Here is a 23,479-nt window from a genome sequence, read left to right on the forward strand (position 1 = left end):
TCTGGCCTTGTGTCTCGGTTGCGCTCGCCGGCCGCGGCCGGGGGAGGCGTCAGGCGCGGATGTCCAGCCGCCCGTTGCCGAGCGTGGCGGTGTAGACGGCACCGTCGGCCGCCTCCTCGTCGCCGCTTCCGCCGACGCCGCGGCCGCGCCGGCCCGATCCTCCCCGTCCGTCTCCCCGCCCGTCATTGGCAAAGGGGTTGCCTTCGCCGCGCAGGCTGAAGTTCAGGCTGTTGGAGTCCGTCTGCAGTCCGGCGTCTTGCAAGGCCCGTTCCAATCCGCGGCTGTCACGCTGCAGGAGTTCCAGGGTCTGCGCCTTTTCCACCGCGACCATCGCGCTGACCCGGCCGTCGGCGCCGATGTCCAGCTTGATGTCGATCCGCCCCAGTTCGGCCGGGTGCAGGTTGATGGTGAACTGGTCCACCTCGTCGCCGACATTCTTCTTGATGTGGACGGCCATCTGGTCCTGGACGCCCATCGGCATGCCGGCGCTGCCGCGCGACGGGCGCAGGGTCGCCGAGGCATGGGGCTGGTCGACGCCTGCCGCGATGGTGTGGACGCCTTCCATCGCCGCCAGCGCCGGATGGAGATGCGGCCCGGCCGCTGCGGTGGAGCCGCTGCCGGCCGTGGCGCCGGCCGCGCCGACGCCCTCCAGGCCGCCTTCCAGCGCGCCGGCGGCCTTGGCCGCGGCGACCGTCTCCGCCACCGGGCCGGCGGGGGCAGCGGGCGGACCCGGCTGCGGAATCGCCTGGGGCTGGGCATCGCTGCGCCCGTTGCCGCCATTGCCGCCGCCGTCGGAGCCGCCCTGTTTGGCACTGCCGTTCTTTGCCTTGGCGGCGGCGAGCAGGTCGGCGAAGCGGTCGGGCAGCGGCCCGTCCTCGGTGGGCAGGGCTTCGGCCGACGAGCCGTCGGCCTCGGCGGAGTCGGCTTCGGCAGTCCCGGCCTGGGCGGCGGCGGCCTCGCCGGCGGCGGTCTGGCCGTCGACCCGGCCGGCGTCGCCAGCCGCGGCCTTGCCGGCCTGACCGGCAGCGGCCTGTGCCTGCGCCAGCTGGGCTGCCGGGTCGACGGCGCCGTTCGCACCGCCGGCCGCGCCGCTGCTGCCCGGGTTCCCGGCATCGGCCGGATTCCCGGCTGCGGGCTGGGCGCCCGGCGCCAGCCCGGCAAGGATCAGGTCGCTGGCCTGCGGGACCGGCGGTTGGGCTGGCGGTTGGGCCGGCTGCTGGACCAGCTCGGGCTCGGCTGGTGCCGCGGCCTGTTCCTCCGCGGCAGCGTCCTCCTTCGACGGATCGCCGCTGCCGGCCGCATCGGCGGCGGCGGCCTCCGCCTCCTGCTGTCCGGTGCCGTCGGCAGGCGCCGCAGCGGCGGCGTCGCCGGTCGTCTTCCCGGCTGCATCCGTGCCGTCGGCGGTTTTTGCCGCGTCGGTTTTTGCCGGGGGCTTGGCGGGCTTGTCGGTCGCGGCCGGCTTGCGGTCGTCGCGCCGGGCCTGGGCGGTGCGGTCGTCGGTTCCGTCGGCTTGCCGTTTGGTTGCGTCCGGCCGGCGGGCGGCGTCCGCGTCGTCGGCATCGGAACGGGCGGCCTGGAGAGCGCGGTCCCGGCCCGGGTCGTTGCGCGGCTCGGCCCGCACCGGTGCCTTGCGCTGCGCGTCGGCTGCGCGGGCCTCGCGTGCGTCCCTGGCGTCGTCGGCGGCGGAGCGGGCTGCATCGCGTGCCGCTGTGCTGCGCGCTGCTGCCGCCTCGCGGGCTGCGTCTTCGGCCTGCTCGCGCTTGCGCGCGGCGGCCTCGGCCAGCATGCGGTCCATCATCTTGGAGAACTGGTCGCTCTTGGCCGTCGTCGCCTGGGTCTGCTGGGACTGGGCGAGACCGTCGAACAAGGAAGCGGCGATGTTGTTCGATTGGATGTCCATGGAACGGCCTCTCGGGGACGGCGGAGCGCACCGACGGCGGTGCGACAGGACCGATGCAACCGGCGGGCCAATCCGGGCATCGATCCGGACAGCGTGCCGGAGCACCGTCGCGGCGCTCCCCGGCCGGGGCCGGTCGGCAGTTCCCGCCCCGTTGCGCCGGCCGGGCCGGCAAAATCCGCCGGGCCCCCTGGCCTTTCTTGCCGCGCCTTACATGGGCCGTGCCACGGCAGGCGAAGAAAAGGCCGCCCCGATGGTTGGGGGCGGCCTTCCGAAACGGTTCGGCAGTCACGGATGAAGGGGACGCGGCGTCCCGGTCGAAGCCTCCCGGTCCGGGGCTCCCGGTTCAGAGGCGGGTGTTGAGCGCCGCGGAGGTGCGTGGGCCGCTGGGCGGCGGGGAATAGCCGCGGCCGCCGCCCATATGCGCGGCATAGGCGGTGGAGGGGGCCTTCTGCTGGCGGCTGATGACGCCGACGACGGTGTCGACCATGATCTTCTGGGCGGCGCCGCCGACGCGCAGCGCCTCGGCATTGTCGGCGGTGGCGGCGTAGAGCTTGGCGGTGGCGTCCTTCAGCGCGGCCTTCAGCTCCGCCGGCAGGGCCATCAGCCCGTCGCGGTCGACGCGCAGCAGGCGGGAGACCTCCTCGTAGACCAGGGTCATCGGCTGCTTGTCCTTGCCGATCTGGGCCAGCTCCTTGGCCGGGCGGCGGGCGCGGACGGCGGCGGCCTCGCGCTCCAGCACGGCGGTCAGGCGCCCCATCAGGTCGACCAGCGCGACCGCGCGCTCCTGCGCGTTCTTCGGCAGGTTGGCGGCAGGCTTGGCCTGTTGGGGGAAACGGACGTCGACCTTATCCATGGCTGGCCTCCTGGGCGCGAAGAAGCTCTTGGTAAACCTGATTGGCGATGCCGAAGCCGCCGCGTTGGGTGATCTGCTTGCCGAACTGCTCGATCAGCATCGGCCGGAACATCTCCTCGCCACGGCCGCCGCCGAAGGTTTCGTCGGTGCCGATGCCTTCGAACATCGGGCCCAGCATCTGCGACACGAACTGGCTCTCGAATTCGGTGGCCGACTTGCGCAGCTGGGCAAGCTTTGCCGGGTCCACCTTTGCCTCCAGGTCGGAAATCCTTGCCAGGGTCCGCACGCCATATCCGGCGGCCTGGGCACGCTCCACCAGCGAGGGCGGGGCCGAAGCGGCGGAAATGGCGGGGCTCATGGTCATCAGATCACCTCGATCTCGGCTTGCAGGGCTCCGGCGGCCTTGATCGACTGGAGAATGGCGATCATGTCCCGCGGTCCCACTCCGAGAGCATTCAAGGATTGTACCAACTCCTGCAGCGTCACCCCGGCATTCATCACCGCAAGCCGGTTGTTGGACTGCTCGTCGACCTGGATGTCGGTGCGCGGCACCACCGCGGTCTGCCCCTGGCTGAAGGGGCCGGGCTGGCTGACCTGCGGCGTCTCGGTGATGCGGATGGTCAGGTTGCCCTGGGCGATGGCGACGGTGGAGATGCGGACATTCTCGCCCATCACGATGACGCCGGACTTCTCGTCCACCACCACGCGGGCGACCTGGTCGGGGGTGATGCGCAGCTGTTCGATCTCCGTCACCAGCCCGACGATGTCGCCGCGGCGCGCGTCCGGCACGTTCAGCAGCACCGACGCCGGGTCGGTGGCCTGGGCGCGGTTGCCGCGCAGCTGGATGTTGATGGCGGTCGCCACCCGCTGGGCGGTGGTGAAGTCGGGGTTGCGCAAGGAAAGCCGCAGCACCGGCAGCTCGGCCAGCGAGAACTGGATCTCGCGCTCGACGATGGCGCCGGAGGAGATGCGGCCGGCGGTCGGCACGCCGCGGGTCACGCTGGCGCCCTGGCCCTGGGCGGAGAATCCCGACACCGCGATCGGCCCCTGGGCGACGGCATAGACCTCGCCGTCGGCGCCCATCATCGGGGTGACCAGCAGGGTGCCGCCGAGCAGGCTCTTGGCATCGCCCATCGCCGACACGGTGACGTCGATCCGCGTTCCCTGCGCCGCATAGGCGTTCAGGGTCGCCGTCACCATCACCGCCGCCACGTTCTTGGTGCGCATGTTGGTGCCGCGGGTGTTGACGCCCATCCGTTCCAGCATGCCGGTCAGGCTCTGTTCGGTGAAGGGCGAGTTGTTCAGGCTGTCGCCGGTGCCGTTGAGGCCCACCACCAGCCCGTAGCCGATCAGCATGTTGTCGCGCACCCCCTCCACATCGACGATGTCCTTGATACGGGCGGACGCGGCCTCGGCCGGTGCCGCCCCCGCGAGGGAAAGCGCCAGCAGGGCGGACAGCAGCGAGACAAGGACGCGGCGGCCGGCAAGGCGAAGGGCGGTGGGGGTCATGACGCGGGCACTCCTGAACTCGTGCCCATCCCTATACAAACGCCGTGCCAGTGGCTGTGGATGGCGGCTTTCAGCCCTTGCCCTGAAAAACGCCCGCAATATGGCGCCTTTCGGTCACAGCCGGCCGGCAATTTTTGCCCGATTGCGGCAAGCCTTGACCGGATGTTAAGGTTGATCCATCTACAGTGCGCGCGTTTACGCATCCTTTACTGCAAACGGTTGCACGGATCATGAAAGTCGAAGGCACCGGAAACATACGCGGCAGCGGTTCGGTCCGCCGCACCGGCAAGGCCGAAGGCTCGTCCGGCGCCGCGTTCTCCAAGCAGCTGGTGGGAGACTCCGGCTCTGCCCACGGCGTCAGCGGCACCGCCGCCACCGGCGGGGTTTCCGGCGTGCTGGCCGTGCAGGAGGTCGATGCGACCGACGACGCCACCGCGCGGGCGTCGCGCGGCAAGATGCGGGCGGAGGAGATGCTGGACCGGCTGGAGGAAATCCAGCACGGCCTGCTGTCCGGCACGCTGTCGGTGCAGAAGCTGACCGATCTGGCCAAGGTCATCCAGACCCGCCGCGCCCAGGTGGACGACCCCAACCTCGCCGAGATCCTCGACGAGATCGACCTGCGCGCGCAGGTGGAGCTTGCGAAGCTCACCTCCTGACCGCCGGGCGGCCGCAATGCCGCCAGGCGCGCCCCCGCGCGCGCCGCAGTTGCGGCGGCGGATTTGCCGCGGTCACAAATCTTTTTTATTCCAAGGGCTTGTTCGGTCGTTCCGGGGGCGAACCATAGGGTTGCGGTCCCGACCTTGCGTCCCTATACTCCGCGCCGCCCGGATCACCCCTTTTTCGCTGGATGCTTTCGGATGACGTCGCCGCTTCTGCCCCAGAACTATTCCCCGTCGGAAGACGAGGAGTTCATGAACCCGATCATGCGGGAGTATTTCCGTCAGAAGCTGCTGCGCTGGCGCGCGGAACTGCTGGCGGAATCCACCGGCACGCTGAACAGCCTCCAGGAAGGCGGTATCCAGGAACCGGATATCGCCGACCGCGCCTCGGCCGAAACCGACCGCGCGCTGGAACTGCGTACCCGTGACCGCGAACGCAAGCTGATCTCCAAGATCGATGCGGCGCTGGAGCGTCTCGTCGACGGTAGCTACGGCTATTGCGAGGAGACCGGCGACCCGATCTCCGTCCGCCGGCTGGACGCCCGCCCGATCGCGACGCTGAGCCTGGAGGCCCAGGAGCGTCACGAGCGGATGGAACGCACCCAGCGCGACGATTGAGGCCGCGCCCGGCCGGGCGCGGTCCTGCCATGCCGGTCCGATCCCCCGATGTCCATCGTCGGGGGAAGGGGTTCCTGTGTTCGCGGCCGGTGCAATCCCTTGTGGCATCGGCCGGCACGGGCCGCCCCCGCCGCCCCCGCCGCCCGGTATCCCTGCCGAATCAGGCTCTTGCCACGGCACGATTGTCCGGTCCCTAATCCAATCCGGTCCGGCAGGACGATTGGCGGAACGGGAGCGGGCGCCGGTGCGCATTCACATCATCAACCCGGCGGCGGATTTCCCCAGCTACCACACCGCCGACGTCTTCGCGGCCTGGGGGCTGGGCGGGCGCACCAGTGTGGCCGACCTGTCGACCGCGACGCTGGCCGCCTTCGTGCCGGCCGGCTGGGACATCCGCCTGACCGACGAGGCGCTGACCCCGCTGCCGGAGCATCCCACCGCCGGTGATGGCGGCGGCGATGCCGACATCGTCGCCATCACCGGCAAGGTGTCGCAGCGCAACCGCATGCTGCAGCTGGCAGACCGCTACCGCGCGCTGGGGCGGCGCGTGGTGATCGGCGGCTCCTACGCTTCGCTCAGCCCCGACGACGTGCGGCCCCATGCCGACGTGCTGGTGACCGGCGAGATCGAGGACATCGCCGAGGAGCTGTTCGCCGATCTGGCCGCCGGGCGTCCGCGCGACCGCTACGAGGGGACGCGGCCCGACCTGCGGCGGTCGCCGGTGCCGCGCTGGGATCTCTATCCCAACGACCGCGCCAACCTGGGCGCCATCCAGACCTCGCGCGGCTGTCCGTTCCAATGCGATTTCTGCGACGTCATCCAGTATCTCGGCCGCAAGCAGCGCCACAAGGATCCGGAACAGGTGGTCGCCGAACTGGAGGTGCTGCACCGCCACGGCTATCGCCGGGTCTTCCTGGCCGACGACAACTTCACCGTCTACCGCAACCGCGCGCATGACATGCTGGCGGCCCTGCGCCGCTGGAACGAGGCGCATGCCGACGCGCCGGTGCGCTTCATGACCCAGGTGTCGATCGATCTGGCCCGCGATGCGGACCTGATGGCGGCGTGCAAGGCGGCCGGGCTGGACAGCGTCTTCATCGGCATCGAGACGATCAACGAGGACAGCCTGCGCCAGGCCGGCAAGCGCCAGAACCTGTACCAGTCGACCGCCGACTCGCTGGCCGCCATCCTGTCGCAGGGGATCGCGGTGTCGGGCGGCATCATCGTCGGCTTCGACGCCGACGGGCCGGACATCTTCGAGCGGCTGGCCGGCTTCATCCATGACCAGGCCGTCCCGGTGTTGTCGGTTGGCGCCCTGGTGGCGCCGCCGGGAACGCCGCTGCATGACCGGCTGGCGGCGGAAGGGCGGCTGACCGGCGCCGACTGGCAGAGCGCGGCCAGCCCCTTCGCCACCAACATCCTTCCGGCGCGGATGAGCCGGCGGCAGTTGCTCGACGGGCTGTCGCGGCTGTGCGACGACATCTACAGCCCGGCCGCCTACAGCCGGCGGATTGCCAATTTCCTTGCCGCCTATGGGGGAGGGCGGGCGGCTTCCGCTTCCGTGCCGCATCCCGTGCCGTTGCCGCCCCTGCTGCGCAGCGTGCTGAAACGCCTGTCGGGAATGGGCGCGGCGGAAAAGCGGATGATCCTCGGCGCCCTGTCCGCCGCGCAGTGGCGTCCCGACGCCCAGGCGGAGGTGGTGGAGGCGCTGGTCCGCTACGCCCAGATCCGCCACATGCTGGGTGCCGCCGCCGGCCAGCCTGCAGCCGGCCCGCTCGCCGCCACCGGATGAGGCCGGGCGGCCGGAGCGGAGATGGAGCGGAACCATTGCCTTCCCCCGGGGGTTCCGGTTTGCGGCTCCAAAACTCCCGGAGGAAAGGCCATGGACAACGAGACCTTCAACCTCGACCTGCGCAAGTTCCTGAAGCAGGTCGGCGTCACCTCGCAGCGCGAGATCGAGCTGGCGGTCGGCCGCGCCCTCGCGTCAGGCCGGCTGGACGGGGTCGGGTCGCTCCCGGTCCGCATGGTCCTGACCGTCGACGGCATCGGCCTGATCCATGAGGTCACCGGCGACCTGTCGCTGGAGCGGGAGGGCGGTCAGCCTGGATGAAGCTGCGGCGTGATGCTGATGATCGCCGCGGTCATCCGGCGCTCGTTCCACGGCACGTCGTGATAGGCTTCGGTCAGATAGCGGCTGTAGGGGTCGCGAATCCACTCCGCCGGGAACAGGGACACCGTCTTCCGTGCTGCCGGGTCGGCGGTCCCGGCGGCGACGGGTTGGCCTGCCAGCGCCGAGGCCATCGCCCGGCACAGGTCCGCCCCGGCCAGCCGGCCGAGATGGGTGGTCTGGGTCGGGCGGCCGTTGAACTCCAGGAACACCGGCGGTCCGCCATCCTCGGGCAGGATCGCGTCGATTCCGCCGAAGCCGGAATAGCCCGCCAGCTCCACCATCCGCCGGGCGGTTTCCAGCAACGCCGGGTCATGGCCCAGCTCGATCACCGATGCGGGGCCGAAGGGGGCCGGCTGGTGCTGCAGGGCCGTGTAGGTGAAGCCCGCCAGCATCCGTCCGTTCAGCGCGGCGAACGAGACCGAGGCCGCGCGTCCGTGCACGAACTCCTGCGCGACGAGGCCGCAGTCGGCGGGCGGCGGCGTACCGTCCAGATTATGGAGCGCCGGATCCGAAGCCCGCTCGATCGCCTGCCGCGCGTCGGCCACCGGCACCACGCCGCGTCCGGCCGAGCTGTAATCGCGTTTCAGCAGGAGAGGCGTGCCGAGCCCGGCGAGGTCGGCCGCGACGGTGCGGCCCGGTTCGATCGTGATCTGGCGAGGCGTGCGGATGCCGGCCGCTGCCGCCCGCTCGACGCAGCGCGACCGCAAGGCTTCCCACGGCGGGCCGCCGTACCATGCCCCGATGGCGCGCAGCCCCCAGGCTTCGGCGCCGGTCGCCGGAACGCGATCCAGCAGCCGCCCTGCACCGGCGAGCGCCACGGCGGCACTCTCCTCGCAGGCGATGACGATGTCGGCCTGCGCCTCCGCCGCGGCGCGCGCCGCGGTGATGGCGAGATCGTCGGCTGTCAACGACGAGGAAAAGCTGATCCCGCCATCGAGAAAATCGCTGAACAGGAGCAGCGAGTTCTTCGGGCAGACCACATGGACGCGAAAGCCTGCCGTTTTCAACGCGACGGGCATCCGGGCGGTGCCGAATCGGTACATCGCGCTGGACACGAGCAGTGCCGTGGGCATTCGGGGGCTTTGTGCTGAGGGAAGGAATGGAGAGGTCTAGCCCGTCGAGATGGCCACGGCAACCGCCTCCGTTCCATCGAACGACAGACATGCGCCCGTCGGAGCCGCCGCCATCGGGGAGGGCATTGAGCGGTCCCCGCCTTTGGTCTAGGGATGGCACCGTCGATACCGTCCGCCAGGGGAGCCCCACCGCATGAGCGACGATCCGGATTGCCTCGGCATGTGCGCCATCGACGGCGACGTCTGCACCGGCTGCGGCCGCACGCTCGATCAGATCAACGCGGCCCGCGGCGACGAGGCCGGCGGGGAGGACGAGGGCCAGGGTGAGGGCCAGGGTGAGGGCCAGGGTGAGGGCCAGCGGATGGGCAAGCGCCCGGCCGGCTGACGCATCCACCGCAAGGCGGCGGAAACGGCCCGGCAAAACCGCCCGGTCGGCAGAAATGTCCCGTCGTCCGATGGACAGCCTGACGGCCCGGTTCCCCCTGCTGTGGGATCCGGGCCGCCGCCTGTCCGTCGGAAACCGCCTCAGAACGGCATGATGATGTCGTAGAGCTGCTGGCCGTAGCGCGGCTGCTGGACGTCGCTGATCTGGCCGCGGCCGCCGTAGGAGATGCGGGCCTCGGCGATCTTCTCGTAGCTGATGGTGTTCTGGGCGGTGATGTCCTCGGGGCGGATCACGCCGTGGATCTGCAGGTCGCGGACTTCGAAATTGACCCGGACCTCCTGGCGGCCCTGGATGACCAGATTGCCGTTGGGCAGAGACTGGGTCACCAGCGCCGCCACCTTCAGGTCGATCTGCTCGTTGCGGTTGACCGAGCCCTTGCCGTCGTTGCTGGTGTCGCTCGACAGGTCGACCAGGCTGGAGGCCGAGGCGCCGGCCGGCAGCACGCGGCTCAGCGTGCCGGCCTCCAGGCCGAACAGATTCGGCATGCCGGCCTTTTCGCTGTTGGCGCGCGAGCGCTTGCTCTCGTTGGCGACCTTGGCACTGTCGTCGATCGAGATGTTGATGGTCAGGATGTCGCCGACCTTGGCCGCGCGCTGGTCCTTGAAGAAGGCCTTCGCCCCGGTCCGCCACAGCGAGTTCGGGTTGCGTTCGGTCGGCAGCGGGGTCGGCATCGGCAGGCTGACCGGCTGGTAGCCGGCCCTGGCCTGCGGATCCTGGATGGAGGACAGTTCCGGTGCCTTGCCGATGTCGGCGATGCGCGAGGCGGCACCGCAGGCGGTCAGGGACAGGGCGGCGGTCGTGACCATCGCGGCGCGGAGCAGGCTGGTGGCGTAGGTGGCGGTCATTGGAGATTTCTCCTCACTGCGCGATGGTGCCGGGCTTTGCCACGGCGACGACGTTGGGGCCTGCGACCGTCGCTTCGACGATGCGGTTGGACTGGATGTTGACGACGCGGATGACCTCGCCCCGGCCGCCGTCCTGCAGGGCCTTGCCCTGGGTGGTCAGCGTCATCGCCGGCGTGGTCAGGGTGATGGTGACCAGCGAGCCCTTGTCGATCATGCGCGGCGACTGCAGGTCGCGCAGGCGCACGGCCTGGTTGGTGGAGATGCCGCGCCGCGGCGTCATGCCGATCAGCTGGGCGTCGGTGGCGGCGGTGTCGCTGGTGGTCATGTCGGCGCGCACGTCCTGCCAGTCGACGTCTCCCGGCCCGATGATGTCGCCGGGGATGACGCGGCGGGTCAGCACCGGGATCTGGACCACGCCGAAGGCGCGGCCCGACACCGGCAGGCGCACCGCGGTCCCCGTCACCACCACCTCGGCGGCGAAGCGGCCCTGCACCGGGCTGTAATAGAGATTCTCGACCGCCAGCCCGCCGCCGCCCTGGGGGGCGCGCAGTTCCGCCACGCGGGTGTCCAGCTCCATCTGCAGCCGGCCGAGCGTCACCACCTTCGACAGCGCGTCGGACAGCACGGCCTCGACGTGCGGCATCCCGTAGACGAGGTCGGGGGCCGGGGCGGCGGCCACGCCCGCCGCGGTGGCGGCCAGCCCGGCGACCGGAGCGGTCATCAGGGCGGCGCCGAGCAGGAGGGCGCAGAGGCTGCGGGTGGCCGAGAGGCTGGCGGGGCGGTTGGCGGGGCGGGTCATGGCGGCAATTCCCGAGTTGAGGCCGAGAGGAAGGACCGGGGGGCGGCGTTACTTCATCTGGCTGGCTTGCTGCATCATCTCGTCGGTGGTCTTGATGACCTTGGAGTTCATCTCGTAGGCGCGCTGCGCGGTGATCAGGGTCGTGATCTCCTGCACCACGTTGACGTTCGAGGTCTCCAGCGCGCCCTGGGTGATGCGGCCGAAGCCGGGGGCGCCGGGATTGCCGGTCACGGCCTGGCCCGAGGCGCCCGTTTCCAGGAACAGGTTGTCGCCCGTGGCCTCCAGGCCGGCGGCGTTGGCGAAGGTGCTCAGCTGGATCTGGCCGACATTCTGCGTCGCCGTCTGGCCGTCCAGCTTCACCATCACCTCGCCCGAGGAGTTGATGGCGATGTCGACCGCATCGGTCGGGATGGTGATGTTGGGCTGGACCGGATAGCCGTCGGCGGTGACCATCACCCCTTCCGGCGACAGCTTGAAGTTGCCGGCGCGGGTGTAGGCGGTGTCGCCGCTGGGCAGCGTCACCTGGAAATAGCCCGAGCCGTTGATGGCGACGTCCAGCTTGTTGTCGGTGATGTTCAGGTTGCCCTGTTCCAGCACCCGGGCCACCGCGGCGACGCGCACGCCGGCACCCACCTGCACGCCGGTCGGCACCACGGTGCCGGCATCCGACGAGGTCGAGCCGATGCGGCGGAAATTCTGGTACAGCAGGTCCTGGAATTCGGCCCGCTGCTTCTTGTAGCCGGTGGTGGTCGAGTTGGCGATGTTGTTGGAGATCGTCTCGACGTTGAGCTGCTGGGCGATCATGCCGGTGGCGCCGATGGCGAGGCTGCGCATTATGGTCTTCTCCTCTCGTCGTCGGGCGGCGTCAGACGCTGCGGCCCAATTTCTGGATCATCGTGCGGATGCGCTCGTGTTCGTTGTCCATCATCCGCTGGGCGGACATGTACTGACGCTGGACCTCGATCATCTGCGTCATCTCGACCACGGGCTTTACGTTGGAACCTTCAAGCAAGCCCTGTGCCACCTTCGTCTCGACCGGGGCGGGCTCGGGCTCCTCGTCGGTGACGTACAGGCCGTTGCCGACCTCGGTCATCAGCTGCTCGTTCTTGAAGGTGACGATGTTCAGCTTGCCGACCGGCCCCAGCTCGGTGGCGACGGTGCCGTCGCCGCTGACCTTGACGTCGCTGGTGCCGGCCGGCATGACCAGCGGCTGGCCGTTGTTGGCCAGGACCGGCAGGCCGCCGGCATCGACGATCTGGCGCTGGTCGTTCAGGCGGAAATTGCCGGCGCGGGTGTAGCGCGGGCCGCTGGCGGTATCGACGGTGAAGTATCCCTGGCCGGTCAGCGCCAGATCCAGCGGGTTGCCGGTCTGGGTCATGGCGCCGTTGGACAGGTCGCGCACCACGGCGCGGTCCTGGACGAAGCTGACCTTCTCGTGCAGGCCCGGTCTTTCGACGAATTCGGTGAACAGCATCCGCTGGTTCTTGTAGCCGGCCGTGTTCATGTTCGCGATGTTGTTCGAGGTGACGTCCAGCTGGCGTTGCAGTGCCATCTGGCGCGACATGGCGACGTAGATCGAATTTTCCATCTTGCGGCCTCTTCACCTTGCGAACTGATCGGGCGGAACCGTCCGACCGGCGAAAAGGACAATGCATGCGGCGTGCCAGTTCCGGCCAGGACACCGAACCGCAGGAAACCGGGCAAGGCCGGGGCGTTCCCGCCGGGTGGGGCAGGGGATGCCGGGCAGAAACTGCCGGGGTGACGGGAGTCCTTGCCGGGTCCGGCCGGGCAAGGAGAACCCGTTCCCGCCGCATCGGGCTGCGGCGGGGCGATGACGGTCCGGCCCGCCGGCCCGGGAAGGGCGGCGGGGCGCGGGGGCGGAGTCCCGGCGTCGCGGCGGCCGATCCGGGGGAAGGAGTCCGGGAGACGGAGTCCGGGGGGATCGACAGGCGCCGCGCAGGGACTGCCGGGCAGCCCCAATCAAGAACCGTGCCGAAACCGCAACGGATGGTGCAAACCTGTCCGCCCGGGGCGGTCCGCCGGCCACTCGAAAGGAGTTATTAACTATCCCAAAAGTAGCTTTGACCTGGACAGGCGGGGGATGCCCTGTGCCCTTGCGTAGCTCGAACGATTCCAGGATGTCATGGCTGCCGAATCCAATGCCGGCGAACTTTCGACCGACGGCCTGCCCCGGAAGAAATTCAGCGGCAAGAAGCTGGTTCTGTTCGTGGTCCTGCCGCTCGTCCTGCTGATCGGTGCCGGTGCCGGCGTCTATTTCTCCGGCCTGCTCGACAGCCTGCTGGGCAAGGAGGAGAAGGCGGCGGAGGGCGAGCAGGCCGCGGCGGAGGGCGAGCACGGGGCCGAGCCGGGCAAGGCCGATCCGCATGCCGCCCCGGTCTTCTACGACCTGCCGGACATGCTGGTGAACCTGAACACCGGCAACAAGCGGCCGGCCTTCCTGAAGATCAAGATCTCGATCCAGCTGTCCAAGCCGGAGGATGTCGGCGCGGTGGAGCATGTGCTGCCGCGCATCATCGACAATTTCCAGGTGTATCTGCGCGAATTGCGGCTGGAGGATCTGCGCGGGTCGGCCGGCATGTACCGGTTGCGCCAGGAACTGCTGCTGCGCATCACCGCCGCGGCCTTTCCGGTGAAGGTGAAGGACGTGCTGTTCAAGGAAATGCTGGTCCAGTGACGGCCGTGCCGGCTTGGACGGCGGCCCGGTCGGGTGGGGGTTGAGGCCGATGAGCGACACCGAAGAGCTGAGCGAAGAGGAACGGCTTGCCGCGGAATGGGCGGCACTGGCAGAGGACAGCGGCGACGTCGGCGACATGGGCGGCGGCGGGTCGACCCGCGTCCTCAACCAGGACGAGATCGACAGCCTGCTCGGCTTCGACCAGGGCGGTGCCGGCGACGGCGACAATTCCGGCATCATGGCGCTGGTCAACTCGGCGCTGGTCAATTACGAACGCCTGCCCATGCTGGAGGTGGTCTTCGACCGCCTCGTCCGCATGATGTCCACGTCCTTGCGCAACTTCACCTCCGACAATGTCGAGGTCAGCCTCGACCAGATCTCGTCGGTGCGTTTCGGCGACTACCTGAACTCGATCCCGCTGCCGGCGATGCTGTCGGTGTTCAAGGCGGAGGAGTGGGACAATTACGGCCTGATGGTCGTGGACTCGGCGCTGATCTATTCCATCGTCGACGTGTTGCTGGGCGGCCGGCGCGGCACCGCGGCGATGCGCATCGAGGGGCGGCCCTACACCACCATCGAGCGCAACCTCGTGGAACGCATGGTCCATGTGGTGCTGTCCGACCTGTCCGCCGCCTTCGACCCGCTGTCGCCCGTCACCTTCCGCTTCGACCGGCTGGAGACCAATCCGCGCTTCGCCACCATCGCGCGTCCGGCCAATGCCGCCGTGCTGGTCAAGCTGCGCATCGACATGGAGGATCGCGGCGGCCGGCTGGAACTGATGATCCCCTATGCGACGCTGGAGCCTGTGCGCGAACTGCTGCTCCAGATGTTCATGGGCGAGAAGTTCGGCCGTGACTCGATCTGGGAAACCCACCTGGCCTCGGAACTGATGGTGACGGACGTCGATCTGTCCGCCGTGCTGGACGAGGTGACGATGACCCTGCACGACGTGCTGAACTGGCGCGTCGGCACCCGCATCCTGCTGAACGCCACCCCGGACGGCGCCATCGAGCTGCGCTGCGGCGACGTGTCGATGTTCCAGGGGCGGATGGGGCGCAAGGGCGGCCACATCGCCGTCCGGCTGGAAAAGGAACTGCCCAAGCAGGAGGTCATGAGGCTATGAGTCCGCTGGTCTCCATCATCATCGACGTCGTGATGGTCGGCCTGCTGGCGGCCACCATCGCTTATGCGATCATCCTGAACCGGCAGATCATCGCGTTGCGCGAGAGCCGCGGCGAGATGGCCGAACTGATCCGGGGCCTCAACGAGGCGATGGGGCGGGCGGAAACCGGGGTGCGCACGCTGAAGAAGGCGGCCGGCGACACCGGCGAGGAGCTTCAGCGCACCGTCGCCAAGGCGCAGGCCCTGCGCGACGAACTGCATTTCATGATCGAGGCGGCCGACACGCTGGCCAACCGGCTGGGCGGCGTCGGGGGCCGCGACGGCCTGCGCGGCGATATGGGGCGCGATATGGGGCGCGATATGGGACGTTCTGCCGCCGTCGCCCCGGCGCTGGCGGCGCGCAGCCCGGCGCGGGCGCCGCTGGTGGTGCCGCGGCCCACCCTGCGCAGCCTGCCGACCGAGGACGATGACGGCCACCACGACGCGCCGCCGCCCGCCCGGCTGGATTCCGCCAGACACGATGGGCCGCCGCGCCGCGCCGCCCCACGGGCGGAGCCGGCGGGCGAACCGCGCGAACCCATGCTGCGCGACGGCGAAACCCTGTCGCGGGCCGAACGCGAACTGCTGCAGGCGATCGAGAACGCCGGTAAGGGGCTCGGATGAGCATGCGCACCAATGACGGGCGGCCCGCCGCGGCGGCGGGCGGCACTGCGGAACCCAGGGTGGTGATCCGTCCGGCCGGCGCAGCGCCGACCGGCGTGCGCACCTCCCCCACGCTCGCCGCGCAACAGGCCCAGCAGGCGCAACTGCCGGCCGTGCGCCCGGCCGGCAAGGGCCCGGCGAAGAAGGGCAAGGCCAAGGCCAAGGCGCGCAAGCCGGCACGGCCGCGCGTGCCGCTGACCGAGCGGCTGCGGGCGCGGCTGCGCGGCTTCCGCTTCCGCCTGTTGCCGCTGACCATCTTCGTCGCGGTGATGATGCTGGGCGTGCGGGTCGGCGATCTGTGGCGGCTCGCCACCCATGACGCCCGCCTGCCCGATTTCCCGGTCAGCCTTGCCCAGGGGCCGCAAAGCAACACCCCGGCGACGCCGGCCGGCCAGACCCCGCCCGCCGCCACCACCAAGCCGATGGCGACCGCGCCCGGCAAGGCGCCGCCGCCGGCCCCCGGCGGGTCGAGCGCCGCGGCCGGCGCCCCGGCCGCCAATGCGCCGCCGGCCCCGCTCGGCCCGATCGACAACCAGGAGCTTCTCCAGCATTTCGCCGACCGCCGCGCCGAGATCGAGCGCCGCACCAAGGAGATGGAGCAGCGCGAAGCCCTGCTGGCCGCCGCCGAGAAGCGGATCGACCAGAAGGTGGCGGAGATGGAGAAGACCCGCGCCGACATCCAGAAGCTGATGGCCCAGGGCGACGACAAGCAGTCGGCGCAGCTGGAAAGCCTGGTGAAGATCTACGAGACGATGAAGCCGAAGGAGGCCGCCCGCATCTTCGAGGAACTCGACATGCCGGTGCTGCTGGGCGTCATCCAGAAGATGAAGGAACAGAAGACCGCGCCGATCCTGGCCGCCATGGACCCGGTGAAGGCCAAGGAGGTCACCTCGGCCCTGGTCGAACGCCGCGTGCCGCTGACGGCGACGGTGACGGTTCCGAAGTAGGGGAGTGTTTTTGCGGGTGCGTCACGCAGCGGTGCCCCCTCCCTAACCCTCCCCCACCTTCGGTGGGAGAGGGGACTGCCGCCGCATTGCGAATTTGCCCTCTCCCGCCGAAGGCGGGGGAGGGAGGGACCCGCGGCGAAGCCGTGGGAGGGAGGGGGCACCAGAAAGCACCCCCAAACCCCCTGTCACATGAACCGGTTGTTCTTCGGGAAGCCGTTCGGCGGCATCTTGCCGATGCCGGCGCGGTCGCCCATCCAGCCGGTCAGGTCGTGGACGGTGAAGTTCCGCTCGCCGTTCCGCCAGCTCAAGCCGTCGGCCAGCGTGAAGGTCTTCACGTCGGCGACGCTGGCGTCCTTGTATTTCTGAAGCTGCACGCCCTTGCCGCGGGTCATCGCCGGCACCTGCTCCAGCGGGAAGACCAGCATCTTGCGGTTGTTGCCGATGATCGCCACGGTGTCGCCGCTGACCGGATGGCACAGGCGGGCCGACTTGCCGTCCTCCAGGTTCAGCACCTGTTTGCCGCTGCGGGTCTGGGCCAGCACCTCCGCCTCGTCGACGCGGAAGCCGCGGCCGTCCTCCGACACCACCAGCAGGGTGCGGCCGGGCCGGTGGCGGAACAGGTCGACGATGTCGACGTCGTTGCCGAGGTCGATCATCAGCCGCACCGGCTCGCCGAAGCCGCGGCCGCGCGGCAGCTTGTCGGCGCCGATGGTGAAGAACTTGCCGTTGCTGGCGAAGACCAGCAGCTTGTCGGTCGTCTCGCAGCGCTCGATGAAGCCGCGCTCGTCGCCGTCCTTGTACTTCACCTCGTCGGCTTCCGCGTCGGTCAGGTGGCCGCGCACCGTGCGGATCCAGCCCTTGGCCGAGCAGATGACGGTGACCGGCTCGCGCTCGACCAGCGCGTCCAGCGGCACCTCGATCATGGCCGGCGCGTCGGCGATGTCGGTGCGCCGCTTGCCGAGCGCGCCGGCGCCGAACTTCTTCTTGATCTCGGCCACGCTCTCGGCGATGCGCTTCCAGCGCAGGGCCTCGTCGCCCAGCAACTCCAGCAGGCCGTTCTTCTCGGCGGTCAGCGCCTCGTGCTCGCGGCGGATCTCCATCTCCTCCAGCTTGCGCAGGTTGCGCAGGCGCATGTTGAGGATGGCGTCGGCCTGGACGTCGGTCAGGGTGAAGGCGCGGATCAGCTCCTGCTTGGGCTCGTCCTCCTCGCGGATGATGCGGATGACCTCGTCGAGGTTCAGGTAGGCGGCGAGATAGCCGCCGAGAACCTCCAGCCGGTGGTCGATCTGCCGCAGCCGGTGGTTGGACCGGCGGACCAGCACCTCGTGCCGGTGGTCGAGGAAGGCCTGCAGCACCTCGCGCAGGTTCATCACCCGCGGCACATGATCGGCGCCCAGCACGTTCATGTTCATCGAGAAGCGGATTTCCAGGTCGGTGGCCTGGAACAGCGAGGCCATCAGCACCTCGGGATCGACGTTGCGGTTCTTCGGCACCAGGACGAGACGGACGTCCTCCGCCGATTCGTCGCGCACGTCGTCCAGCAGGATCAGTTTCTTGGCCAGCAGCAGCTCGGCGATCTTCTCGACCAGCCGGGCCTTCTGCACCTGATAGGGCATCTCGGTGACGACGATCTGCCAGGTGCCCTGGCCCAGCCGCTCGACCTCCCAGCGGGCGCGCAGGCGGAAGGCGCCGCGGCCGGTGCGGTAGGCCTCGATCACATTCTCCCGCGACTCGACCAGCACGCCGCCGGTGGGGAAGTCGGGGCCGGGCATGAAGCCGACCAGCGTCTCGATCGGCGCGTCGCGGTGCTTGATCAGGTGGCGCAGCGCGTCGCAGATCTCGCCGACATTGTGCGGCGGGATGTTGGTCGCCATGCCGACCGCGATGCCGCTCGACCCGTTGGCCAGCAGGTTGGGGAAGTTGGCCGGCAGCACCGCCGGCTCGTCGCCGTCGCCGTCGTAGGTCGGGCGGAAATCGACGGCATCCTCGTCGATGCCCTCCAGCAGCGCCTTCGCCACCTCGGTCAGGCGGGCTTCGGTGTAGCGCATCGCCGCGGCGTTATCGCCGTCGATGTTGCCGAAATTGCCCTGGCCGTCGACCAGCGGATAGCGGACGGAGAAATCCTGCGCCAGCCGCACCAGCGCGTCGTAGACCGAGCTGTCGCCGTGCGGGTGGAACTTGCCGATCACGTCGCCGACGACGCGGGCCGACTTCTTGGGCGGGGTCGTCGGCTCCAGCCGCAGCTGGCTCATGGCGAACAGCAGGCGCCGGTGCACCGGCTTCAGCCCGTCGCGCACGTCGGGCAGCGAGCGCGACATGATGGTGGACAGCGCATAGCTGAGATAGCGCTCGCCGAGCGCGTCGGCCAGCGGCTTTTCCAGGATCTCGGAGGCGGGGTTTTGCGGCTTCATGATCAGGGGGGTTTAGCAGCTAAAGCCGGCCCGCGCTACCGCGTTCGCGTAACGTTCCCTCAAGCGGTCGCGCGCCGGCGGCAGGGGGCCGTTCAGGACGTGGCGTTCCAGGAAATGTGCGGTCAGTCGCAGCCCGTCGGCGACCGCGGCGGGGCCGCCGCCGCCGCGCCCGGCCAGGAAATCGGGCAGGGGAAGCAGCCGGTCGCGGTAGGGTTCGCCCACCGAGGCGGTCACCGCGCGGCCGGTGCGCGGGCTGACGAAGGCGAGATAGTCGTTGGCCCCCGTCACCGCGCAGCGGTCGAGGTCGAGCCCGAATCCAAGCTCGGCCAGCAGCCCGATCTCCCAGCGCACATAGGTCTCGGCCCAGGCCGGGCCGTCGAGCAGGCCGAACAGGGTGAGCAGCCCGTCGAACAGCGCCGGGTGCGGCTCATGCTCGGGCAGGGCGGCCTCGACCAGGGCGCAGGCGCTGGTCAGCGCCGCCAGCGTCTGCGCGTCGTCGAAGAAGCCGGCGGCATAGCCCTTCACCGGCTCCAGGGTGAAATGGCCGAGATGTTCGGGCAGGCGCCCGCGCCAGCGGACGGCGACCAGCGTTCCAGGTTCCAGCGTGCCGCGCTGGCGGGCGGAGCGGCCGCCCATCACCATGCCGGCATGACGGCCGTGGTCGCGCGTCAGCAGCGTGGCGACGGCGGAGCCTTCGCCTTGCGGGCGGGACGACAGGACGATTCCCTGATCGGACCAATCCATTGGGGGCCGTTCGCAGGTGGGGCAGCGGTTTATCCTAATATAGGAAAAAATTTCCCGGAGGGAACCGTTCGTGACGGTACCGGGTTGCCGCAAGCGGGGACATTCATGTTTTCTTCACCAAACTCGCCTTAGAATTGCGCCTCGCCGGTGGGTCGCCCCCGCCATTCGCTGACCGCAGACCGGGGCCGACGAGGGGTCTTTGAACACCAACATCGACCGATATCTGCTGGCGGAAATGGCTGGCTCCGAAGGCGTCTGGGATTGGGACCTGCGCAGCGACACGCTGTACCTCTCTCCCCGCTTCAAGGGCTTTCTCGGGCTGGCCCCGGGCGACACCGGCCGCGATGCCAACCGGCCGAACGACTGGCTGTCGCTGGTCCATCCCGAGGATGTCGACTGGCTGCACGCCTCGTTCGAGGCGCAGATGGTCGGGCTGTCGGTTCCCTTCCAGATCGAGCATCGCGTCCGCCGCGCCGAGTCAAGCGCCCCTTCGGCCAATGGGGCCAAGCCGCGCTGGCGCTGGCTGGTCTGCCGCGGCATGGCGGTGATGGACGATGCCGGCATGCCGGTCCGGCTGGTAGGCTCCGTCGCCGACATCACCGACCGCAAGCATGCCGAGCAGGAGCTGCGCCGCAGCGAGGAGCGCTATGCGCTCGCCGCCGCCGCTAGCAACGACGGGCTCTATGACTGGGATCTGGTCACCGACCGCGTCTATTACTCGCCGCGCTGGGCCTCGTTGCTGGGGCTGGCGCCGGGCGAGCTGACCGACGACCCGCGGGAATGGCTGGGCCGCATCCATCCGGCCGACCGGACCATCCTGACCGATGCGTTGGGGGGGATGGCGACGGCCGATCCGGACGCCGATCCGGGCGGGGAGCCGGCTGCGGACGCCGCCTTCCAGGTCGAATACCGCATGCGCAACGCCGCCGGGGCCACCCGCTGGATGGCCTGCCGCGGCATCGCCGTGCTGGACGAAGCCGGCAAGCCGATCCGGCTGGTCGGCAGCCAGGCCGACGTGACCGACCGCAAGACCGCCGAGCAGCGCCTGCGCCAGAGCGAGGAGCGCTATGCGCTCGCCGCCGCCGGGGCGGCCGACGGGCTGTGGGACTGGCATCTCGACAGCGGCGAGGTCTATTACTCGCCGCGCTGGAAGGCGATGCTCGGCTTCGACGATGCGGAGATCGCCGGCACCGTCGACGAATGGTTCCAGCGTGTGCTGCCCGACGACCTGGACGGGCTGCGCACCGCCGTCACCCTGCATGTGGCCGGCGAGCGTCCCCATCTCCAGCACGAGTTCCGCATCCGCAGCAAGGCCGGTGCCGAGCTGTGGATGCTGGTGCGCGGGCTGGCGGTGCGCAACGACAGGGGCTGCGCCGTCCGCATGGCCGGCTCGATGACCGACATCACCGCGCGCAAGCAGGCCGAACAGCAGATCCTGTTCAACGCCGTCCATGACAGCATGACCGGCCTGCCGAACCGCACATTGCTGCTCGACCGCATCGGGCAGGCGCTGGACCGCAACCGCCGGGCCGGCGCCCGGCCCTTCGCGGTGATCATCGTCGATCTCGACCGCTTCAAGGCGATCAACGACGCGCTCGGCAGCAGCACCGGCGACCGTGTCCTGCGCATCGTCGCCCAGCGGCTGGACGTGAACCGCCGCGTCGGCGACACGCTGGCCCGCCTGTCGGCCGACGAGTTCGCCGTGCTGCTGGACGAGCTGGACGATGCCGGCGACGCGCTGGAGGCGGCCGAGCGCATGGCCCGCGCCATCTCCCGCCCGGTCCCGCAGGAGGAGGGACGCGACATCGTGCTGACCGCCTCCATCGGCGTGGCGCTCAGCCAGACCGGATACGAGCGGGCGGAGGACATGCTGCGCGACGCCAGCCTCGCCATGTACCGCGCCAAGAGCGGCGGGCGGGCGCGCATCGACGTGTTCGACGCCAACCTGCGCCGGCAGGCGATGGCGGCGATGCGGCTGGAGGCCGACCTGCGCGCCGCGCTGGAGCAGGGTCAGCTCTGCCTGCACTACCAGCCGATCGTGCTGCTGGAGACCGGCGCCATCGCCGGGTTCGAGGCGCTGATGCGCTGGAACCATCCCGACCGCGGGCCGGTTTCGCCGGTCGAGTTCATTCCGCTGGCGGAGGAGACCGGGCTGATCGCGCCGATGGGCCGCTGGGCGCTGGGCGAGGCGGTGCGGCAGCTCGCCGCCTGGCAGGCGCGCTTTCCCCGCCCGGTGCCGCTGTTCATGAGCGTCAACGTCTCCACCCGCCAGTTCCGCGACGACGATCTGGTCGGCGCGGTGCGCGACCTGCTGGACGCCGTGCCGATCCCGCCGTCGAGCCTGAAGCTGGAAGTCACCGAAAGCCTGCTGATGAAGGATCCGGACGAATGCCGGATGCTGATGCAGAGCATCCGCGACATGGACGTGCGGATTTCGATCGACGACTTCGGCACCGGCTATTCGTCGCTTGCCTATCTGCACAAGCTGCCGGTCGACGTGCTGAAGATCGACCGCAGCTTCGTCCGTGCGGTGTCGATGGGGGAAAGCAACGCCGCCATCGTCCAGGTCATCGCCGGGCTTGCCACCATTTTGCGACTCGACACCGTGGCGGAAGGGGTGGAAACGGCGGACGAAGCGGTGTATCTGCGCGGCATCCTGTGCAAATACGCGCAAGGCTTCCACTTCGCCCGCCCGGCCCTGCCGGAGGCGGTGGAGCGTCTGCTGGCCGCCGAGGTTTGCGCGGGCCTGCCGGCGCCGGCCTGACCTGTTTTTTGGAGAACCCGTTATGTCCGACCGCGATTGCGGGGAATGCACCCTGTGCTGCAAGCTGATGGGGGTGCCGGAGCTGAAGAAGCCGTCGGCCAAATGGTGCGCGTCCTGCGACCAGGGCAAGGGCTGCTCGATCTACGAGGACCGGCCGCAATCCTGCCGGAACTTCCAGTGCTTCTGGCTGATGGACGAGAATTTCCCCGAGGAGTTCCGTCCCGACCGCATCCACGCGCTTGCCGCCTTCAACGACGTCAAGGACAGCTGCGTCCTGCATGTCGACCCGGCCAAGCCGCGCGCCATGGGCAGCCCCGAGGTCCAGGCGCTGACCGACGCGCTGCTCAAGGTCTATTCGAAGGTGTTCTTCCTCTGCGGCAAGGAAAGCGCCCTGATGCAGCGATAAGTGTTGCAGCGATAAGTGCTGCAGCGGTGGGCGGCGCGTCCTACCGCGCCAGCCCGCTGTTGTGGACGCGGACGGCATCCTCGATGCCGACCGCCAGCATGCTGGCGACGCAGTCGTAGCCGCCGTCGTTCTGGTGCACGCCGTCCGGCCCGATCAGGTCGGTGACGGCCATCCGGCGGGAGTCCACCAGGGAGCGCATGACCGCGAAACGGTGGAACAGCCCGACACGCTCGTCGGCGGCGATGTCGGCGATGCGCGCCAGCATCGGGGCGACGCCGGCCTTCTCCACCATCCTCGGGGCGTATTGCAAATCCATCAGCACGACGTCGATGCCGGCGGCGCGCAGCCGCTCGACCCCCTGGCGCACCGAGCGTTCGCTGAGCCCCTGGTCGCCGTCGCGCAGCACCGTGTTGGCGCCGACCTGCCAGATGACCAGATCCGGCCTTGCCGCCAGCGCATCGGCGTCGATCCGCTTCTCGGTCTGGTCGTCGGTTTCGCCGTTGATCCCACGGTTCAGCACCGCGATGTCGGCCATGCCGAAGCGGTCGCGCAGGTGATGGGCGAGGCGGGCCGGATAGGTCCTGTCCGGACCGCTCGCCCCCGCCCCGGCGGTGGAGGAGGAGCCGATGGCGACGATCCGGATCGGCTCGCCGGCGGCGATGCGCCGCGACAGCAGCGGGAGCGGCGCCGAGAGCGCCGCATCGCCGCGCGGAAGCTGGCATTGCGCCGGCGTCGGCGCGGCGTCGGCGGCCCGCGCCGCCGGGGCGGCGGAGAGGATGGCGGCAGACAGGATGGCGGCGGCCATCGGCGCGAAGGC

At 69.8% G+C, this 23,479-nt stretch carries 23 protein-coding genes; 11 read left to right on the forward strand and 12 right to left on the reverse strand.

What is annotated here, in order from left to right; all coding sequences use genetic code 11:
* Positions 1–49 precede the first annotated feature (49 nt).
* From ABMY26_RS19085 to ABMY26_RS19100, 4 genes are all read right to left on the reverse strand, one after another.
* Complete coding sequence (locus ABMY26_RS19085) at positions 50–1,900, reverse strand: flagellar hook-length control protein FliK (protein ID WP_372398752.1); 1,851 nt, start codon at positions 1,898–1,900, stop codon at positions 50–52.
* A 343-nt stretch (positions 1,901–2,243) separates the two neighbouring features.
* Entirely contained in the window at positions 2,244–2,753 is a 510-nt protein-coding gene (locus ABMY26_RS19090) for a flagellar basal-body protein (protein WP_372398754.1), read from the reverse strand.
* Complete coding sequence (locus ABMY26_RS19095; protein WP_045580371.1) at positions 2,746–3,117, reverse strand: rod-binding protein; 372 nt, start codon at positions 3,115–3,117, stop codon at positions 2,746–2,748. The genes ABMY26_RS19090 and ABMY26_RS19095 overlap by 8 nt, the downstream gene beginning before the upstream one ends.
* Positions 3,117–4,262, reverse strand: coding sequence for a flagellar basal body P-ring protein FlgI (locus ABMY26_RS19100; protein ID WP_045580370.1), 1,146 nt, complete (start codon positions 4,260–4,262; stop codon positions 3,117–3,119). Before ABMY26_RS19100 ends, ABMY26_RS19095 begins: the two co-directional genes overlap by 1 nt.
* A 230-nt stretch (positions 4,263–4,492) precedes the next feature.
* On the opposite strand from ABMY26_RS19100, the gene ABMY26_RS19105 reads away from it, so the two are divergent.
* The 4 genes from ABMY26_RS19105 (at position 4,493) to ABMY26_RS19120 (ending at position 7,649) form a co-directional block, all read left to right on the forward strand.
* Positions 4,493–4,918 (forward strand): flagellar assembly protein FliX, encoded by a 426-nt coding sequence (locus tag ABMY26_RS19105; RefSeq protein ID WP_045580369.1) that lies wholly within the window; start codon positions 4,493–4,495, stop codon positions 4,916–4,918.
* A gap of 201 nt (positions 4,919–5,119) precedes the next feature.
* Complete coding sequence (gene dksA / locus ABMY26_RS19110; protein WP_012974451.1) at positions 5,120–5,539, forward strand: RNA polymerase-binding protein DksA; 420 nt, start codon at positions 5,120–5,122, stop codon at positions 5,537–5,539.
* A gap of 244 nt (positions 5,540–5,783) precedes the next feature.
* The gene (locus tag ABMY26_RS19115) at positions 5,784–7,331 is read left to right on the forward strand and encodes a radical SAM protein (protein ID WP_372398756.1); all 1,548 of its coding nucleotides are present in this window, start codon (positions 5,784–5,786) and stop codon (positions 7,329–7,331) included.
* A 90-nt stretch (positions 7,332–7,421) separates the two neighbouring features.
* Positions 7,422–7,649 carry a DUF6494 family protein gene (locus ABMY26_RS19120; protein WP_372398757.1) on the forward strand — a complete coding sequence of 76 codons (228 nt, stop codon included), beginning with the start codon at positions 7,422–7,424 and terminating at the stop codon, positions 7,647–7,649.
* On the opposite strand, the gene ABMY26_RS19125 is transcribed toward ABMY26_RS19120, so the two are convergent.
* Entirely contained in the window at positions 7,637–8,782 is a 1,146-nt protein-coding gene (locus ABMY26_RS19125) for an ATP-grasp domain-containing protein (RefSeq protein ID WP_372398758.1), read from the reverse strand. The genes ABMY26_RS19120 and ABMY26_RS19125 overlap by 13 nt on opposite strands.
* Before the next feature lie 193 nt (positions 8,783–8,975).
* On the opposite strand from ABMY26_RS19125, the gene ABMY26_RS19130 reads away from it, so the two are divergent.
* Positions 8,976–9,167 (forward strand): hypothetical protein, encoded by a 192-nt coding sequence (locus ABMY26_RS19130; protein ID WP_372398759.1) that lies wholly within the window; start codon positions 8,976–8,978, stop codon positions 9,165–9,167.
* A gap of 140 nt (positions 9,168–9,307) precedes the next feature.
* Here ABMY26_RS19130 and flgH read toward each other — a convergent pair whose 3' ends face one another.
* From flgH to flgF, 4 genes are read right to left on the reverse strand one after another with little or no spacing between them, the layout of a single operon-like run.
* Positions 9,308–10,072, reverse strand: a complete 765-nt coding sequence (gene flgH / locus ABMY26_RS19135; protein ID WP_372398760.1) for a flagellar basal body L-ring protein FlgH — start codon at positions 10,070–10,072, stop codon at positions 9,308–9,310.
* Between the two features lie 13 nt (positions 10,073–10,085).
* Positions 10,086–10,871 carry a flagellar basal body P-ring formation chaperone FlgA gene (flgA, locus tag ABMY26_RS19140; RefSeq protein ID WP_372398761.1) on the reverse strand — a complete coding sequence of 262 codons (786 nt, stop codon included), beginning with the start codon at positions 10,869–10,871 and terminating at the stop codon, positions 10,086–10,088.
* 48 nt (positions 10,872–10,919) lie between these two features.
* Positions 10,920–11,705, reverse strand: a complete 786-nt coding sequence (gene flgG, locus ABMY26_RS19145) for a flagellar basal-body rod protein FlgG (RefSeq protein WP_372398762.1) — start codon at positions 11,703–11,705, stop codon at positions 10,920–10,922.
* Positions 11,706–11,736: 31 nt separating this feature from the next.
* On the reverse strand, positions 11,737–12,459 hold the full coding sequence (gene flgF / locus ABMY26_RS19150) for a flagellar basal-body rod protein FlgF (protein ID WP_372398763.1): 723 nt from the start codon (positions 12,457–12,459) through the stop codon (positions 11,737–11,739).
* Positions 12,460–13,014: 555 nt separating this feature from the next.
* Here flgF and ABMY26_RS19155 point away from each other — a divergent pair.
* The 4 genes from ABMY26_RS19155 to ABMY26_RS19170 are packed head-to-tail and all read left to right on the forward strand — an operon-like array spanning position 13,015 to position 16,337.
* Positions 13,015–13,566, forward strand: a complete 552-nt coding sequence (locus ABMY26_RS19155) for a flagellar basal body-associated FliL family protein (RefSeq protein ID WP_372398764.1) — start codon at positions 13,015–13,017, stop codon at positions 13,564–13,566.
* Between the two features lie 49 nt (positions 13,567–13,615).
* Positions 13,616–14,689: a flagellar motor switch protein FliM gene (gene fliM, locus ABMY26_RS19160; RefSeq protein WP_045580361.1), complete on the forward strand. Its 1,074-nt coding sequence runs from the start codon at positions 13,616–13,618 to the stop codon at positions 14,687–14,689.
* A complete protein-coding gene (locus ABMY26_RS19165; RefSeq protein ID WP_372398765.1) occupies positions 14,686–15,351 on the forward strand; it encodes a DUF6468 domain-containing protein in 666 nt (221 codons plus the stop codon). The genes fliM and ABMY26_RS19165 overlap by 4 nt, the downstream gene beginning before the upstream one ends.
* The gene (locus ABMY26_RS19170; protein WP_372398766.1) at positions 15,348–16,337 is read left to right on the forward strand and encodes a MotE family protein; all 990 of its coding nucleotides are present in this window, start codon (positions 15,348–15,350) and stop codon (positions 16,335–16,337) included. Before ABMY26_RS19165 ends, ABMY26_RS19170 begins: the two co-directional genes overlap by 4 nt.
* 185 nt (positions 16,338–16,522) lie before the next feature.
* Here ABMY26_RS19170 and parC read toward each other — a convergent pair whose 3' ends face one another.
* Positions 16,523–18,748, reverse strand: coding sequence for a DNA topoisomerase IV subunit A (gene parC / locus ABMY26_RS19175; RefSeq protein WP_372398767.1), 2,226 nt, complete (start codon positions 18,746–18,748; stop codon positions 16,523–16,525).
* Positions 18,749–18,760: 12 nt separating this feature from the next.
* Entirely contained in the window at positions 18,761–19,492 is a 732-nt protein-coding gene (gene recO / locus ABMY26_RS19180) for a DNA repair protein RecO (RefSeq protein WP_372398768.1), read from the reverse strand.
* A 199-nt stretch (positions 19,493–19,691) separates the two neighbouring features.
* On the opposite strand from recO, the gene ABMY26_RS19185 reads away from it, so the two are divergent.
* A complete protein-coding gene (locus tag ABMY26_RS19185) occupies positions 19,692–22,256 on the forward strand; it encodes an EAL domain-containing protein (protein ID WP_372398769.1) in 2,565 nt (854 codons plus the stop codon).
* A 22-nt stretch (positions 22,257–22,278) separates the two neighbouring features.
* The gene (locus ABMY26_RS19190; protein WP_045580357.1) at positions 22,279–22,662 is read left to right on the forward strand and encodes a hypothetical protein; all 384 of its coding nucleotides are present in this window, start codon (positions 22,279–22,281) and stop codon (positions 22,660–22,662) included.
* Between the two features lie 40 nt (positions 22,663–22,702).
* On the opposite strand, the gene ABMY26_RS19195 is transcribed toward ABMY26_RS19190, so the two are convergent.
* A complete protein-coding gene (locus tag ABMY26_RS19195; protein WP_372398770.1) occupies positions 22,703–23,467 on the reverse strand; it encodes an SGNH/GDSL hydrolase family protein in 765 nt (254 codons plus the stop codon).
* Positions 23,468–23,479 lie beyond the last annotated feature (12 nt).

This window comes from Azospirillum sp. HJ39 (genome assembly GCF_041507355.1).
Classification (GTDB): Bacteria; Pseudomonadota; Alphaproteobacteria; order Azospirillales; family Azospirillaceae; genus Azospirillum; species Azospirillum thiophilum.